This window comes from Aquimarina rhabdastrellae (assembly GCA_947387485.1).
GTDB lineage: Bacteria > Bacteroidota > Bacteroidia > Flavobacteriales > Flavobacteriaceae > Aquimarina.
In genome coordinates this window covers 21,849-38,015 of record CANDNT010000023.1, presented here as the reverse complement: position 1 = coordinate 38,015, position 16,167 = coordinate 21,849, and the positions used below count along the sequence as shown (strand labels likewise).

The following is a 16,167-nucleotide window of genomic DNA, read 5'->3' as shown; positions in this document are numbered from 1 at the left end:
TAAGATATGGAAAATAATTTTATTTGAATTAGATTTGTCGAGGTAAACTCCTCTTAATGTTAAGGAAAACCTAAAAAATAATATACCCCTAATTAATAAGTACAGACTACAAATTTTATGAACAAAGTATATTTTGATAGTGCCGCTACAACGCAATTACGACCAGAAGTAATCGAGAAGATGACTCAGGTGTTGCAAGAGCATTACGGTAACCCTTCATCGAGTCATGGTTTTGGTAGATCAGCAAAAAATCTGATAGAGCAATCACGTAAAAACATTGCCAAAAGTTTAGGTGTTAAGGCGTCAGAAATAGTATTTACTTCTGGAGGAACAGAAGCAGACAATTTAGCATTAAATAGTGCGGTAAGAGACTTAGGAGTTAAACATATCATATCTTCTCAAGTTGAACACCATGCAGTATTGCATACAATACATGAATTAGAAACAGCCTTTAATATAAAAGTAAGCTATGTTCGTATCAAAGATTGTGGAGGTGTGGATTATGAACATCTAGAGCAATTAATGAGCGAAGCTCAAGAGAAAACTTTAGTAAGTTTAATGCATGTTAATAATGAAGTAGGAGTTATTCTTGATATTGAGCGTGTAGGTAATTTGTGTAAAAAATATGAGATGTTATTCCATAGTGACATGGTACAGTCTATAGGACATCTAGAAGTTGATTTATCAACATTAAATGTAGATTTTACAGCTGTAAGTGCACATAAATTTCACGGACCTAAAGGCGTAGGGTTTGCTTACATTAAAAAGAATTCTGGAATAAAACCACTTATTTATGGTGGTGAACAAGAAAGAGGATATAGAGGAGGAACAGAAGGCGTTCATAACATAGTAGGAATGGAAGAAGCATTGCGTCTTGCATATGAGCATCTAGAAGAAGATAAAACTTATGTAAAAGAAATAAAGAGCTATTTTGTTACACAGTTAAAAAACGAAATTCCAAGAGTTAAGTTTAATGCAAATTGTTGTGACGAAGAGCATAGTACTTATACCTTGATAAATGTAGCATTACCGATTCCACCAGAAAAGGCAGCTATAGCATTGTTTCATTTAGACATAAACGGAATAGCATGTTCAAAAGGTAGTGCTTGTCAAAGTGGAAGTACTACAGGGTCTCATGTATTAAATCAAATCCTATCAGAAGAAGATTTAAAGAAACCTTCAATCCGTTTTTCTTTTAGTAAGTATAATACCAAAGAAGAAGTTGATTATGTTGTAAAAGTTTTAAAAGACTTTATGGCTAATTAATTTGAATATATTTCCGTAAATCGGAAGTTAAAATAGAGGTTAATTCTTCCATGTTATCTTGAGGTGTTTCTGTAAAAAGAAAACCAAATAAAGGGAATTTGGAATAATTAACCTTTCTTATTTCTAATGGTTTATGAAAATCTGAAGCCAAGGCCTTGTAATCAAAACTAGCAATCTTATTACCTGAAATTCCAGAATTATTATCCAATACAATTAAGCTATAAATTAAATCCTCTTTATTAGCTAATAAAGCATCCCAATCTGGACGTTTATTGTGTAAATAATATTCATATAAATTAATACCGTAAGCATGATAAGCAGTATCGGCTGTTGTACACCATCCTCCAAAACGCATAGGATTAACTTCGATAGGGATAATTTCTCCATTAGGTGTAACTCTAACCTCTATATGTAATACAAAATTCTTAAGAGAGGCTAGGACTCCCATTTTTTTTAAGAAAGTTTCCATAGGAGTAAGTAATTCTTCAATAATAGCTTTTGAAGTAATATAAATACGATCGCTTACATCTTTTTCAGACCCAAATAAATGATGCATGATATTAAGAATAACTACATCTCCTTGAGCATCAAAATAACAATCTATCGCATATTCTTTTCCATCTATGCATTCTTCTATGATAAAATCAGTATGATCTATAACTTCTTTTGGATATAAGTTTTTGTTGGTTTCTAGATCTTTATATAGATAAGGTAAAGTGTTTTGCCAATCTTCGAGAGAATTTATCTTATAAACACCTATACTAGCAAAACCCACTGTAGGTTTAATAATAAATGGATATGATATACTACTAGGATTTAAAGAATCTAAGAGATTAATAGCAATTTTTTTATAGAAATAATTAGGGAATAGCGGAGCTATTAAATCCCTAAAAGCAACCTTATCTTTAAAGAGTTTTAAGCGATGAGGTAATACAGAAAAAGGGAGGTGATTTTCTACCCAACCAATAGCATTCTCAGAGTTTGTATAGACACGTGTCTCAGGATACTTCTTTATCAACTCAATAGCATTTGTTTCAGAAATAAAATTAATATCTGAGTACTCGGCCAATATATCTTCTGCAATAGCTGTTTGAACAACAGGCAGCTTATGAGTTAGTATAGTTTGTTTAAAAAAATCTGAAACAAAAGGTTTGTCTAAAAGAATCATCAAAAAATCTATTAAGTCACTAGAGTTTTCAATATTCTAAAAAAAGCAGCAAATCTTGTGTTTAAGCCGTGTTAAAATTATGGTTAAAACTTCATTCCTAATCGTACATTAAATACACGAGAAGTTAAAAAGTTAGGAATTGCATATTGTACTTTACTAGAAGCATCTCTAACAAAGGTATTGGTGATCGAATTTTGATTATCAAATAGATTGAAAATTTCGAATCCTAAATTTAATTCTCTAAAATTGTTAAAGAAACTACCTTCTTTTTTACGATTATTTTGATCTACAATCACATAAGAGATTCCTAGATCGGCTCTACGATAATCAGGCAAACGCGTTTGATAATTATAAGGGTCTGCATAACTAGGAGAACCACCAGGAACACCTGTATTATAAACAAGATTTAAATACATTTTTAAATTAGGAATAGTAGGTACATAATCTTGAAAAAGAACTCCAAATTTTAATCGTTGATCAGTAGGTCTAGAAATATACCCACGATCATCAATGTTTTCTTCAGTTTTAAGGTAACCAAAACTTACCCAACTTTCTGTACCAGGTACAAATTCACCATTTAAACGCATGTCTAAACCATAGGCATAAGCTTCGGCATTATTACGTGCACGGTAGCGTATACGTACATTTTCTATAGTATAAGGATTTACATCCGTTAGTTTTTTATAATACGCTTCAGACACTAATTTAAATGGACGATTCCATAATTTGAAGCTATAATCATTACCTAGAACTATGTGAGTAGATTGTTGCGCTTTGACATTAGGTCTTACTATTCCTAAAGAGTCTCGTAATTCTCTATAAAAAGGAGGTTGGTGATAGAATCCTCCAGCCAAACGGAAAATCATATCTTTTTCCCAATTAGGTTTATAAGCAATTTGAGCTCTAGGACTTATAGTAGTTTGACTAGAACTAGGAGCTATATTGTCACCACTTACAGACCAATTATGCACACGTGCACCTGCATTAACCCATAGTTTATTATCGTTAAATTCGGTTTTATAACTGTATTGTCCATAACCCGAAACACGATCAATTTTAACTTTATTAATAGCTCTTACACTAGTAAAAGGAACAATAGGACTAATATTAGGGTTATACGGTTGGTCATTTATTAAATCAGGAAATGGTGGACGAATAGAAAAACCTGCAGAGTCAATAACTTCAAATTCTTGAATACGATCTCTAATGTCTTCAACTGTGTATTTAACACCCCAATCTATTTGATGATCACCAGCAGTATAAGTTCCTTTATGCTCAGCATTAAAAATTAAAGCATCAAGGTCATTTCTTGCATGTGTTAATTGAGATCCTATCCCTTCACTAAATTCTACTTCTCCAAGGTTTTCATCTCCGATATTGGTATTGACAGTTCCTAAACGATATTGTGCTAAGATGTCAAAGTATTCCTGTTCTTGAGTTTGGTATCCAGAAGCAATTAATTTTAAGGTAAGATTTTCATTAACTTGATATGTGCCTTTTAAGGCTCCAAAATAAGTGTCATAACGATCTTTTTCTTGACCTTCATAAAAAACGATTAAAGCGATAGGGTTTTGTAAAGTACCAAAATTTGTTTGTCTAGTGAGAGGTTCATAATCATAACGATTAATAGCCAAATTACCTAAGAATCCTAATTCGAATTTTTTTGAGAAATTATAAGATAAATAAGTTTGAATATCTGCAAAAACAGGCTGGAAATTAGATTCAGTTTGCCTTGCATCAACTAGTAAGCTATTATCTCTATAACGGGCTCCAACTACAGCCGTTAATTTTTTATCTTTTGTAATTCCTCCAGCATAAACACTTCCGCCTAATAAACTTAGATTAGCACCTGCTTCTAATCGAGTAGGTCTTCTATAGGTGATGTCAAGAACAGAAGAAAGCTTATCTCCATATTTTGCTTGAAATCCACCAGCAGAGAAATTTACATTACGAACTAGATCTGTATTGACAAAACTTAAACCTTCTTGTTGACCAGAACGAATTAAAAAAGGACGATAAACTTCGATTTCATTTACATATACTAAGTTTTCATCATAATTCCCTCCACGTACAGTATACTGTGTACTCAATTCGTTATTAGAACTTACACCAGGTAATGTTTTTAATAAACCTTCTACACCAGGATTAGCAGAAGGAGTAAGACGTATTGTTTCTGGGTCAAGCGTAGTAATTCCTTCTATAGTTTTACGTTCTCTACCAGTAATAACAACTTCGCTTATTTGTTGAATATCAGTTTTTAAAATAGGATTAAGCTCGTATTGCTGTTGATTTTTTAAATTAATAGTAAAAACAAAATCCTTAAATCCTAAGTGAGAAATTTTTATAATTACATCAGTATCAGAAGGAATTTCTAATATATACACTCCGTTTTCGTTAGTTTGAGTTCCCAATGTCGTAGTAGAAACATTTACAGCAGGAACAGGTACTTTGTTTTCATCAAGAACGACACCTTTTACAATGGCAGTTTGGCCTATGGCAACGTAACATGAAAATAAAAAACTAAGAAACAGAAGGGTATATGATTTTTTCAAGTAAGTCGAGTTTTATTGTTTTCTAAAAAAAGTAGTCTCAAATGTACTATTATTTCCTACATTATCTAACACGATAAGTTTAAAATTATTTTCTGACTCGGCTATAATCTTATCATTAAAATCATAAACTAATAGTCCAGTTTTGTAATCATACTCCATTAAAATAAACTTACCATTAATAGTAGCACGATAACTTTTAATACCAGAATCACTATCATCTATCTTCACTTTGAGTGTTTTGGATTTTGACATCCATTTTTTTGGAGTCACATTAATAGGTTTGATTATAGGCGGTATGCTATCTACAAATAGAGAGTAAGTACCAAAATTTCTGGTATGCGTAGTAAAGCGGTTAGCTCTTTTTTTAGTTTTACTATATAAAGGCTCTTTTTTAAACCCTAATCTAGCTATGTATAATTGCTTTTTATGTTTAGCACTATATTTAGAAACATCAAAAGCTATGGTTATGTTTTTATGTAAAGGAGTACGATTATTATGTAATTTTAAAGTTTCGCCAGTGGTACTAATATTTAAGTACTCATTGTCATATAAACTTCCTTTAGGGATAAACACGTCAACGATACCTTCATTATAAACAAAGTTCTGATCAGCTCTTGCCCAGTAGTTAGTTTTTTCAACTTTTTCCTTGATAAGATTTTTAGGAGATTCTCCCTGAATAGGAATCTTAACAAGAGTTGTATTTCCTTTATAATCTTTAACAGTAACACATATAGTATAGGATAAAGAGTCGGCAACAGTAATAATACCATCATCGACAGTATTAGAATAAATGCTAAGAGGATTATTCTCTTGTACAAAAAGTTTAGTTATTCTGCTTTTATACCGTTTAAAAAAAGAGTAATCAATCATACGATTGATATATCTAGTCTCAGAAAAAGAAAAACGCTTCATATTGAGCTCAAAATTCTTTTCTCCATTAATATCGGTAGTAATGGTATAAATACCATTTTTATTATAAGCTAAATCTTGCTGGTCAGAAGTTACAATTCCAAAACCTATTCTTCCGCAAGCTTTGATAGGAGCTGTTTTATACGTACCATCTTTTTGTGGAATAAGCCTAAGTTTTTGTGGTTTTTGATTTTGGTTGATATGAGCACTATCACTTAAGGAATATCCCCAAATAGCTCCGATGATAGGCTTTTTTGTATCTTTAATATCTATACCAAACTGCATAGGATTCATAGGTCTAGAAGCACCATCTCTAATTTCAAAATGAAGGTGAGGTCCGCCACTACCACCACTATTACCACTATAAGCAATTACAGTTCCTTGAGTAACTTTTAGGTCACTACTTTTAGGGAAGAGTTCGATCTCATAAGATTCTTTAGCATACTGTCTTTTCTTTACATAAGCTTCGATCTCGGGAGAGAACTTTTTTAAATGAGCATATACAGTAGTATAGCCATTAGGATGTTTTACATAAAGCGCTTTGCCATAACCAAAATGAGATATTTTGATACGACTTACATATCCTGTAGCAGAAGCATAAACTTTTAACCCCTGGCGTTGTTGTGTTTTAATATCCAATCCAGAGTGGAAATGATTAGATCGTAACTCTCCAAATGTTCCAGAAAGTACTAACGAAATATCCAATGGATTTTTAAAGTCATTTACTGGGATTTTACTTTGCGAAAATACGCTCCAATAAGGTATAAAAACTAATAAAAAAATAAGTGTACGCATAGGCTGTAAATGTAAATATTTTAGAATTAAAAAGAGACCTACAAATCCCTAAAAAAATAAAACCTTATAAATTAAAGAGTTGTAAAGTAAAATAAAATTAGTGTAAAAACTATTGGGTTTTTACAATAGGTATGTTAACTTTGTGAGCGGAAGTATTGTGAAATAAAGTGATGAGTGATTTGATAAAAATAGTTGACGCTCTTGAAGATAGGATAAAAAAACTGTTGTACAAGCAAAAAAAACTTGAACAACAGAATATGCTATTGGTAAAAGAATTGAAAACTGTAAAATCACATTCTGATCTTAAAACAGAGCAAATAAGACACTGGGAAGAAAAGTTTAGTGCACTTAAAAATGCAAACGCAATGCTTGGCAGTGACGAATATAAAAGAGAAACAAAGCTCAAGATAAACGCCTTAATAAAAGAAATAGATTTGTGTATAGCACAACTCTCAGAGTAACATATATATGGCAGAAAAGCTTAGGATTAAATTATCAATAGCAGATAGAGTGTATCCATTAACGATACAACCAGAACAAGAAGAAGGATTGCGTAAAGCAGCAAAGAAGATTGATAATATGATTAAGCAATATGAGCAAAGTTATGCTGTAAGAGATAAACAAGATGTATTAGCGATGTGCGCTTTACAGTTTGCCTCTCAAGCAGAACAAAGAGTGATAGATAAAAATAGTGATGAAATTGATCTAACAAAAAAACTCAATTATTTGAATGATTTGTTAGACAAGAATTTGTCATAAACGTTCATTAATATAAACAAAGGTTACTGCCTGTACTGGTTATTTTTTTGATAAACTCAACAAGAATTATTTAAAAAGGGTGAGTTTTAGTTGTAAGAGCGTGCCGTCTCCGTTACGGATTTTCAAGCAGCTGGTTAGCCCTAAACCTGTTTTTACAGAGTTTATACAAACCACAACTAGTACAGGCTTTTTTTATAGACAAACTAACAATTATGGAGAACATTGTGTTTTTGGTTATAGCATTGATAGCTGGATTAGCGATTGGATTTACGATAGCCAAAATTTTGGAGAAAAATAAAGCTTCAGAGATGATTAAAGATGCTCAAAAAACGGCGTCGACTATTATTAGAGATGCTAAAAATGAAGGAGAGAGTATCAAAAAAGATAAAATCTTACAAGCCAAAGAAAAATTTATAGAGCTTAAAGCTGAGCATGAAAAAGTAATCTTAGGTAGAGATAAAAAGATGGCAGATGCCGAGAAGAGAACTCGTGATAAAGAGTCTCAAGTTTCTAGCGAATTATCTAAGAATAAAAAATTAAATGCTGCTTTAGATGATAAAATAAAAGATTACGAACATAGAAACGAATTTCTAGAAAAAAAGCAGGCTGAAATAAAAAAACTTCACCGTAGTAAAGTAGAGCAACTCGAAGTGATTTCAGGATTATCTGCAGAAGAAGCTAGAGAGCAATTAGTAGAATCGCTAAAAGAGCAGGCAAAAGCGGATGCAATGGGGCATATCCAAAGTACTATTGAAGAAGCTAAGCTTACAGCACAGCAAGAAGCAAAAAAAGTAATTATCAATACGATTCAACGTATAGGTACAGAAGAAGCTATAGAGAATTGTGTATCTGTATTCAATATAGAGAGTGATGATGTAAAAGGGCGTATTATTGGTCGTGAAGGTAGAAACATTAGAGCAATTGAAGCTGCGACAGGAGTAGAAATTATCGTAGACGATACTCCAGAAGCAATTATCCTTTCTTGTTTTGATGCTGTACGTAGAGAGATTGCTAGATTATCTTTACACAAATTAGTGACAGATGGTCGTATTCACCCTGCAAGAATTGAAGAGGTGGTTCGTAAAACTCGTAAACAGATTGAAGAAGAAATTATAGAAGTAGGTAAGCGTACTGTTATTGATTTAGGAATTCATGGAGTACATCCAGAATTAATTAAAACAATAGGTAGAATGAAATATCGTTCTTCTTATGGACAAAACCTACTACAACACTCTAGAGAGGTTGCTAAATTATGTGGTGTAATGGCAGCAGAACTTGGATTGAATCCTAAATTAGCCAAGAGAGCTGGATTATTACACGATATAGGAAAAGTTCCTGAAACAGAAACTGAGGTTCCTCACGCTATCTTAGGTATGCAATGGGCAGAAAAATATGGTGAAAAAGCAGAAGTTTGTAACGCTATTGGAGCACACCATGATGAGATAGAGATGACATCATTATTATCTCCTATTGTACAAGTTTGTGATGCGATTAGTGGAGCAAGACCTGGAGCAAGAAGACAAGTGTTAGATTCGTATATCCAACGTTTAAAAGATCTTGAAGAAATTGCATTTGGTTTTAGCGGAGTGAAAAAAGCATATGCAATTCAGGCTGGTAGAGAACTGCGTGTAATTGTTGAAAGCGAAAAAGTAAGCGATGAAAAGGCTGCAACACTATCATTTGAGATTTCTCAGAAAATTCAAACTGATATGACTTATCCTGGGCAAGTTAAAATTACTGTAATACGAGAAACAAGAGCAGTAAATATTGCCAAATAAGCTGTAAAATATAAACGAGTGAAGAGGTTCGGTAAAATCATTTTTATCGAACCTTTTTTTATTCCTTTTCTTGTTAAGAATAGTGTTTAAAAAATCCCTAAAAAATATCACCTTTGGATTTTTGAGTTTTCAATTAAATACTATTTTTGCTTATGCAAAACAATGTACTAATTCTCGACTTCGGATCTCAATACACACAACTCATAGCAAGACGTGTTCGAGAGCTTAATATCTATTGTGAAATACATCCGTATCACAAGATACCAGACAATTTATCAACCTTTAAAGCCGTAATTCTATCAGGATCACCATTTTCTGTAAGAAGTGAAGATGCGCCTCATCCTGATCTATCAGAAATAAGGGGAAAGAAACCTCTTTTAGCTGTATGTTATGGAGCTCAATATCTAGCACATTTTAGTGGTGGAGAAGTAGCACCATCTAATACAAGAGAATACGGTAGAGCAAATCTTTCTTTTGTAAAAGAAGGAGAAGTGTTTTTTGAAGGCATTAATCAAGGTTCTCAAGTATGGATGAGCCATAGTGATACAATTAAAACATTACCTACAGGAGGTGTGCAATTAGCAAGTACACATGACGTGGCAAATGCAGCGTATAGAATAGAAGGAGAAACTACCTATGCTATTCAATTTCACCCAGAGGTATATCACTCAACAGATGGAAAATTATTATTAGAAAACTTTTTAATAAAAATAGCAGCTATAACACCTAATTGGACTCCAAATTCTTTTGTTGAAGCTACAGTGCAAGAATTAAAAGAGAAAATAGGTAAAGATAAGGTTGTTTTAGGCTTGAGCGGAGGAGTTGACTCTACTGTAGCAGCAATCTTACTGCATAAAGCTATAGGAAAGAATTTACACTGTATTTTTGTAAATAATGGATTATTACGCAAAAATGAATTTGAAAGTGTTTTAACACAATATGAAGGCATGGGGCTTAACGTTAAAGGAGTTGATGCTTCGGCACGCTTTTTGGAAGCTCTAGCAGGAGAAAGTGATCCTGAAAAAAAGCGTAAAGCAATAGGACGTGTTTTTATAGATGTTTTTGATGATGAATCAAGTCAGATTGAAGATGCAAAATGGTTAGCTCAAGGAACAATCTATCCAGATGTGATAGAATCAGTTTCTGTAAATGGACCATCGGTAACTATAAAATCACATCATAATGTAGGAGGATTGCCAGATTATATGAAATTAAAAGTGGTAGAGCCTTTGCGTATGTTATTTAAAGATGAAGTAAGACGAGTAGGTGCTTCTATGGGAATAGATCCAGAATTGTTAGGACGACATCCATTTCCTGGTCCAGGATTAGCAATTCGTATCTTAGGAGATATTACTCCAGAAAAAGTAGGTATTTTGCAAGAAGTAGATGCAGTTTTTATTAATGCTCTTAAAGAAAACGGATTGTATAATAAGGTATGGCAAGCAGGAGCAATACTATTACCAGTTAATAGTGTAGGAGTAATGGGAGATGAACGTACTTATGAAAAATGTGTGGCGTTAAGAGCTGTAGAAAGTACAGACGGAATGACAGCTGATTGGGTAAACTTACCTTACGAGTTTTTACAAAAAGTATCAAATGATATAATAAATAAAGTAAAAGGCGTTAATAGAGTAGTATACGATATCAGCTCTAAACCACCAGCAACTATAGAGTGGGAATAAATAATAAATAAAAGCTTGTTTTTGGTAGCATCAATAATTAAACTAGACAGCATGAAACGTATTTTTGTATCTTTTTTATTTTTTTTAAACATAATATCAATTGCTAATGCACAGCAAAAATTTGTAAAACATACAGTAGCCGAAGGCGAAACAGTATTTACATTAGCAGAGAAGTATAATGTAACCAAAGGTGCAATCTATGCGTTAAATCCAAATGCTAAAGAAAGTATTCAATTAGGAGAAGTATTAACAATACCTCTTATAGTAGAATTAGATAAAACGCCAGAAATTAGTTATAAGACCCATGTAGTTGCAGCTGGTGATACGGTCTATAATATTGCTAAACGCTACAATACTACTGTCGAAGCTATTTATGAACTGAATCCTGAAACTAAAAACGGAATACAGTTAGGACAGGTACTACGCGTAGCTAAAATGACTAAAGAAGAAAAAGTTCAAGATGAGGTAGATACTATCATAAATAGCTTTGATTTTGCAGAAAATATTTCAACTGCACAAGTTGAACCAGAATTTAAGATTCATAAAGTAAGACGTAAAGAGACATTATTCAGTATCTCACAATTGTATAATGTGAGTATTGATGATATTAAGAAATACAATAGAGAGTTGTATTCTAGAAAAATACGCAAAAGAGAAGAAATTAAAATTCCGATTTATAAAAATGTAGCAGCGGGTGAAGGACAAAGCACACCTACATTTAAGAAATATACAATACAACCAGGCGAAACTAAATTTAGTATTGCTAGGCAGCATAGAATTACAACTCAAGAATTAGAAAAGTTGAATCCAGAAATGGGGGAAACTTTACCTATAGGAATGGAAATAACAGTTCCAGAAGTTACACCAGATGTAATACCAGAAGGATTTGAGTTGTATCAAGTACCGCCTAAAGATACGATGTATAGTTTATTAAAGAGATTAAATATTTCTTCGGATTCTCTATTACAAATAAACCCACATCTTAAAGAAGGATTAAAAGAGGGGATGGTATTAACGATACCTAAGAGTGCAGATTCATTAGCCTTTGTTTTTGAAGAAGGTCAAAAAGTAAACTTAGAAGAAAAACTATATAATTTTAGAACAAAAAAGGTTGCTCTAATGCTTCCTTTTGGACTAAATGCTTTTGATGCTTCAATAACAGAAGAAGCAGAAGCTACTCTTAAAAGTAAAAGAAATTTACGTATTGCGTTAGATTTTTATAGCGGAGTATTGATAGCGTTAGATTCAGCTAAGCAGAAAGGAATTAGTACAGAAATACAAATCTTTGATACACATAAAAATAATGATGAAGATAATTTAAGAAGAATTATCAATACCAATGATTTTAGTGAGATAGATGTTGTAATAGGACCATTATATCAGAAGAATGTAGAATTTGTTGCAGGAGAATTAAAAAAGTACGATATACCTGTTGTTTCGCCTATATCTAAAAAAGAATCAAAACTTTATAGTAATTTTTTCCAAACTCGTCCGACAGATGTAATGCTTCAAGATAAAATAATATCATATGCAGCAAAAGATTCATTGTCAAAAAATATGATTATTATTGCAGATAAGAAGCATGAAGAAATAAAAAATAAACTTAAAGCTAAGTTTCCAGAAGCTAAAGTTATAGAAATGCGTAAAGGAGGCTTCTTGTATGCAACAGATGTTGTTAAAGTTTTGGATAAGAATAGACCTAATTGGGTATTTTTAGAATCAAATGATGTAGCTTATGTAAGTAATGTAATAACATACCTTAATGCTAAAGCAGAAACGCATAAAGTAACATTATTTACAACAAATAAGAATAGAGCTTTTGAAAATGATAATATAAGTAATCAAGATTTATTGAGATTACGTTTTCATTATCCATCAATAGATAGAGAATATGATGGTACATTGATGAAGAATTTTATAGAGCGCTATAAAAAAGAAAATAATGGTAATATTCCTAATCAGTTTGCTGTAAGAGGATTTGATATCATGTATGATATATTAATGAGATTAGGAACAGCTAATAATTTATTTGAAGCAAGTGCTTATGGGGGAACTACAGAATATGTAGAAAATAAGTTTTGTTACTCAAAAAAATTATTAGGAGGATATTATAACAAAGCAATGTATATTGTAAAATATGATGAAAATCTAAAACTTACAGTTGTAGAATAATAAATCGTATAAATGTTGTATATTTCATCATAGGGGGCAAGAATAAAATAAGAAGAACATATTAGGAATTTTAATGAAATGGTAAGATTACTTTTAAAAAAAAGTAAAACTGACTATGGATTTTTATTCTTAATAATAAAAAAAGATTTGGGAGAAATCAAAGTTTTAAAGGCTATCGAGAAAGTAAGTTCTCGTTAAGAGTATTTAAATCAATTAAGGCATTAATGCAATCTTCCAGTAAATCAAAAAAGGATAATTGAAACAATACCCAGTTTTTAATTATTCTTATAAAAAGAAGAACTTAACCGTAAATTGGCCATAATTGAGATAATTATGAATAAACTTATTATTTTACTTAGCGTAATATTGTTTACAAATAAAGAATCTTATGAAAAATTCTCGTATAGTGAAAAAAGTACTTTAGAGTGGAGTGACTTTAGAGGTAAACCCAAAAGAAATAGTTCTTTTGCTGCTAGCGTAAATACTGGAGTTACATATCATTGGTCTTATAATAAAGAAGGTGGTGTTCCTGATTTTACATATGATGTAGATAGCTTTTGCTATCCATTATTATCATGGGTAAAAGAAAATGAAAAGAATGAATACCTTTTGGCACATGAGCAATTGCATTTTGATATTTCTGAGCTTCATGCAAGAATCATGAGAAAACGGTTAAGTGAATATCAAGTAGAAAAAGAAAAAGATATAAAGAAAGATCTTAAAAGAATGTATAAAATCGTAGAGCGTTTACGTAGTGAAATGCAAGAACAATACGATGAAGAAACAGATCATTCTAAAAATGAAGAAGCCCAGAAAAAGTGGGAGAAAAAAGTGAAAAACCTTTTAGTATACTACCAGAAATTTGAAAAAAGAGTAAGAAGAAGACGATAATATTGAAGTGTAGTGAGATACTATGGATGTAAAACCTCAAAAGGATTTTTTGTTAAAATTGGCTAAAGCCAAAATGCCTTACGGTAAGTATAAAGATTATGATTTGATTGACTTACCAGAACATTATATAGTTTGGTACCAGCAAAAAGGATTTCCTAAAGGTGTTTTAGGCCAACAATTGCAAACGATTTATGAAATTAAATGCAATGGATTGGAACATTTAATTAGAAACCTGAGAAAAATGTAATAATTAAAATTAGATTTTTTTATAGCGTTTGGACCATGTCCAATGCAACTCTTTTAAACTTTTAATCTCTGAGGTTAGAAGTTTTGTTATTTTAGGTTCTCTGTGAATTAGAGCTTGTTTTAAAGCATAATAATCAGCCTCAATACTTGATATATAAAATTCAACGCTAGCTATATATTGCGCTTTAGTATGAGTATTTCTAGAAGTTTCGGCTAGAGCTATATGTTTAATTAATAATAAACCTGTAGTGATTAAATTACTTAATCTTCTATTCATTCTAGACGCAGTATGATCTAATTCATCAAGAGAGCGAACTTCTGAAGTAGCAGCAACCAAACTTCTATTTAGTTTAAAGATATCCAAAGCTTTCATGTATAAAGGAAGTTTTGTGACATCTTGAGAAGATTCTTCTTTATATAAATTATAGTTATTCATGATAATAACCTATCATATCGATAGAGTATATTGAGTGTTGAGTTATGTTTCAAAATTAACAACATTTCATCTTTATTAACTTTATTATTTAAAGTGAAAAGATTATTTTAGGATAAATAATAAGGTATATACTATAAAAACATTAATAATGAAGGTTGATGAACTGGGTTGGAAAATATTAAATCTTTTACAAAAAAATGCAAGACAATCTAATGCAGAGATTGGAAGAAAAATAGGATTAAGTTCACCTGCTGTAGCTGAGCGTATAAAAAAAATGGAAGATTACGGAATTATTAATGGATACAAAGCCCAAATTGCGTATACTCCAGTAGGATACCAGCTTAAAGCAATTATTACTTTAAGAGCTTTTATGGGAAAATTGAAACCTTTTTTAACTATGGTTACATCCTTAAAAGAAGTAATTAATTGTTATAGAATTACGGGTCACGAAAATATCGTTTTAGAAGTGGTATTAAGAGATCAATTACATTTAGAACATCTTATAGACAAATTAATAGCCTATGGTGAAACCAAAACCCATATAGTATTATCTAATGTAATAGAAGAAGCTCCGATAAGAGAAATTTAAAAGGATATCATTTAAACTCATTGTTATTATTTGGTAGTTAAAACAGTATAACAAGGATGTTTTTTTCGTAAATTTATAAAGAAATTATGCATCTTTTTTGGCAATTGAAAGTCTTATAGATGTATTAACGTAAAAAAATGATATTATGATTTTAAATAAAGGGTGTAATTGTACCTGTCCAAGTTGTTTAGAAGGAAACTGTGCAAACTGTTCAAATATCAGTTGTGAATCTTCTGGGTGCAATTGTGCATAAAGAATGTAAAGAATTAATGAGTTGTAACTCATAGCATAATTAAAAATCGAGATATGAATATGTCTCGATTTTGTAATAATATAGGTATATGAATACAGATGATATTTGGAATATATATAAAGAAGATATAGAACGTTTTATTTATAGTAAAATCAAAGATTCAGATATCACCAAAGATATTGTACAAGAAGTATTTACTAAAGTACATTTACATAAAGAACAACTTCAAGATGAAGCTAAGTTAAAATCATGGTTATTTAGTATAGCAAGAAATATTACGTATGATTTTCTGAAAAAATCTAAAAAAGCAATAGCTCTAGACGAACAATATCTAGAAACCGATACGACAATAGAGGAAGAAGAAACACATACAGAAAAAGATTGCTTACCAGGACTTATTAAAAATTTACCAGAAAAATATAGGATTCCATTGTATTTGTCAGATATAGAAGGACTGAAACAAAGTACGATTGCAGAACAATTAAACCTACCATTAGCAACAGTTAAATCACAAATACAACGAGGAAGGAAATTAATTATTAAAGGATATATGGATTGTTGTGATTATAAATTAAATAAAGAAGGAAAGTTAGTAGGGGAAATAAAAGAGAAGGCATTATGTAAGATCTGCTGTCGATTTTAATAAGAGAATTTGATTAAGAATTTTTCAG

Annotated in this window: 14 protein-coding genes and 1 other RNA gene; 11 read left to right on the top strand and 4 right to left on the bottom strand. The window is 31.3% G+C overall.

Going from position 1 to position 16,167, the window contains the following annotated elements; genetic code table 11:
* Window positions 1-117 precede the first annotated feature (117 nt).
* Window positions 118-1,266, top strand: a complete 1,149-nt coding sequence (locus tag ACYEKI_RS19830) for a cysteine desulfurase family protein (RefSeq protein ID WP_459212953.1) — start codon at window positions 118-120, stop codon at window positions 1,264-1,266.
* Here ACYEKI_RS19830 and ACYEKI_RS19825 read toward each other — a convergent pair.
* The 3 genes from ACYEKI_RS19825 to ACYEKI_RS19815 all read right to left on the bottom strand — a co-directional run bounded on the left by ACYEKI_RS19825 (window position 1,259) and on the right by ACYEKI_RS19815 (window position 6,690).
* On the bottom strand, window positions 1,259-2,434 hold the full coding sequence (locus tag ACYEKI_RS19825) for an ATP-grasp domain-containing protein (RefSeq protein ID WP_459212952.1): 1,176 nt from the start codon (window positions 2,432-2,434) through the stop codon (window positions 1,259-1,261). The genes ACYEKI_RS19830 and ACYEKI_RS19825 overlap by 8 nt on opposite strands.
* An 83-nt stretch (window positions 2,435-2,517) precedes the next feature.
* Window positions 2,518-4,986: a TonB-dependent receptor gene (locus ACYEKI_RS19820; RefSeq protein WP_459212951.1), complete on the bottom strand. Its 2,469-nt coding sequence runs from the start codon at window positions 4,984-4,986 to the stop codon at window positions 2,518-2,520.
* A gap of 12 nt (window positions 4,987-4,998) precedes the next feature.
* A complete protein-coding gene (locus tag ACYEKI_RS19815; protein WP_459212950.1) occupies window positions 4,999-6,690 on the bottom strand; it encodes a M23 family metallopeptidase in 1,692 nt (563 codons plus the stop codon).
* Between the two features lie 170 nt (window positions 6,691-6,860).
* On the opposite strand from ACYEKI_RS19815, the gene ACYEKI_RS19810 reads away from it, so the two are divergent.
* From ACYEKI_RS19810 to ACYEKI_RS19775, 8 genes are all read left to right on the top strand, one after another.
* Window positions 6,861-7,151 (top strand): hypothetical protein, encoded by a 291-nt coding sequence (locus ACYEKI_RS19810; RefSeq protein WP_459212949.1) that lies wholly within the window; start codon window positions 6,861-6,863, stop codon window positions 7,149-7,151.
* A 7-nt stretch (window positions 7,152-7,158) separates the two neighbouring features.
* On the top strand, window positions 7,159-7,449 hold the full coding sequence (locus tag ACYEKI_RS19805) for a cell division protein ZapA (RefSeq protein ID WP_459212948.1): 291 nt from the start codon (window positions 7,159-7,161) through the stop codon (window positions 7,447-7,449).
* A 54-nt stretch (window positions 7,450-7,503) separates the two neighbouring features.
* Window positions 7,504-7,612: non-coding RNA, 6S RNA (gene ssrS, locus ACYEKI_RS19800), on the top strand.
* 49 nt (window positions 7,613-7,661) lie between these two features.
* Window positions 7,662-9,227: a ribonuclease Y gene (gene rny / locus ACYEKI_RS19795; protein WP_459212947.1), complete on the top strand. Its 1,566-nt coding sequence runs from the start codon at window positions 7,662-7,664 to the stop codon at window positions 9,225-9,227.
* Window positions 9,228-9,379: 152 nt separating this feature from the next.
* Window positions 9,380-10,909 (top strand): glutamine-hydrolyzing GMP synthase, encoded by a 1,530-nt coding sequence (gene guaA, locus ACYEKI_RS19790; RefSeq protein ID WP_459212946.1) that lies wholly within the window; start codon window positions 9,380-9,382, stop codon window positions 10,907-10,909.
* Between the two features lie 51 nt (window positions 10,910-10,960).
* On the top strand, window positions 10,961-13,081 hold the full coding sequence (locus tag ACYEKI_RS19785) for a LysM peptidoglycan-binding domain-containing protein (RefSeq protein WP_459212945.1): 2,121 nt from the start codon (window positions 10,961-10,963) through the stop codon (window positions 13,079-13,081).
* A gap of 333 nt (window positions 13,082-13,414) precedes the next feature.
* Window positions 13,415-13,972, top strand: a complete 558-nt coding sequence (locus ACYEKI_RS19780; protein ID WP_459212944.1) for a DUF922 domain-containing protein — start codon at window positions 13,415-13,417, stop codon at window positions 13,970-13,972.
* A gap of 22 nt (window positions 13,973-13,994) precedes the next feature.
* Complete coding sequence (locus ACYEKI_RS19775) at window positions 13,995-14,219, top strand: DUF3820 family protein (protein WP_459212943.1); 225 nt, start codon at window positions 13,995-13,997, stop codon at window positions 14,217-14,219.
* A 9-nt stretch (window positions 14,220-14,228) separates the two neighbouring features.
* On the opposite strand, the gene ACYEKI_RS19770 is transcribed toward ACYEKI_RS19775, so the two are convergent.
* Entirely contained in the window at window positions 14,229-14,654 is a 426-nt protein-coding gene (locus ACYEKI_RS19770) for a hypothetical protein (RefSeq protein WP_459212942.1), read from the bottom strand.
* A 148-nt stretch (window positions 14,655-14,802) separates the two neighbouring features.
* On the opposite strand from ACYEKI_RS19770, the gene ACYEKI_RS19765 reads away from it, so the two are divergent.
* Entirely contained in the window at window positions 14,803-15,243 is a 441-nt protein-coding gene (locus tag ACYEKI_RS19765; RefSeq protein WP_459212941.1) for an Lrp/AsnC family transcriptional regulator, read from the top strand.
* A gap of 341 nt (window positions 15,244-15,584) precedes the next feature.
* Window positions 15,585-16,139, top strand: coding sequence for a sigma-70 family RNA polymerase sigma factor (locus ACYEKI_RS19760; protein WP_459212940.1), 555 nt, complete (start codon window positions 15,585-15,587; stop codon window positions 16,137-16,139).
* Window positions 16,140-16,167: the final 28 nt, after the last annotated feature.

Coding starts and splice junctions, on each gene's coding strand:
- ACYEKI_RS19830 (WP_459212953.1), top strand. CDS start 118: ATGAACAAAGTATATTTTGATAGTGCCGCTACAACGCAATTACGACCA.
- ACYEKI_RS19825 (WP_459212952.1), bottom strand. CDS start 2,434: ATGATTCTTTTAGACAAACCTTTTGTTTCAGATTTTTTTAAACAAACT.
- ACYEKI_RS19815 (WP_459212950.1), bottom strand. CDS start 6,690: ATGCGTACACTTATTTTTTTATTAGTTTTTATACCTTATTGGAGCGTA.
- ACYEKI_RS19810 (WP_459212949.1), top strand. CDS start 6,861: ATGAGTGATTTGATAAAAATAGTTGACGCTCTTGAAGATAGGATAAAA.
- ACYEKI_RS19805 (WP_459212948.1), top strand. CDS start 7,159: ATGGCAGAAAAGCTTAGGATTAAATTATCAATAGCAGATAGAGTGTAT.
- rny (WP_459212947.1), top strand. CDS start 7,662: ATGGAGAACATTGTGTTTTTGGTTATAGCATTGATAGCTGGATTAGCG.
- guaA (WP_459212946.1), top strand. CDS start 9,380: ATGCAAAACAATGTACTAATTCTCGACTTCGGATCTCAATACACACAA.
- ACYEKI_RS19785 (WP_459212945.1), top strand. CDS start 10,961: ATGAAACGTATTTTTGTATCTTTTTTATTTTTTTTAAACATAATATCA.
- ACYEKI_RS19780 (WP_459212944.1), top strand. CDS start 13,415: ATGAATAAACTTATTATTTTACTTAGCGTAATATTGTTTACAAATAAA.
- ACYEKI_RS19775 (WP_459212943.1), top strand. CDS start 13,995: ATGGATGTAAAACCTCAAAAGGATTTTTTGTTAAAATTGGCTAAAGCC.
- ACYEKI_RS19770 (WP_459212942.1), bottom strand. CDS start 14,654: ATGAATAACTATAATTTATATAAAGAAGAATCTTCTCAAGATGTCACA.
- ACYEKI_RS19765 (WP_459212941.1), top strand. CDS start 14,803: ATGAAGGTTGATGAACTGGGTTGGAAAATATTAAATCTTTTACAAAAA.
- ACYEKI_RS19760 (WP_459212940.1), top strand. CDS start 15,585: ATGAATACAGATGATATTTGGAATATATATAAAGAAGATATAGAACGT.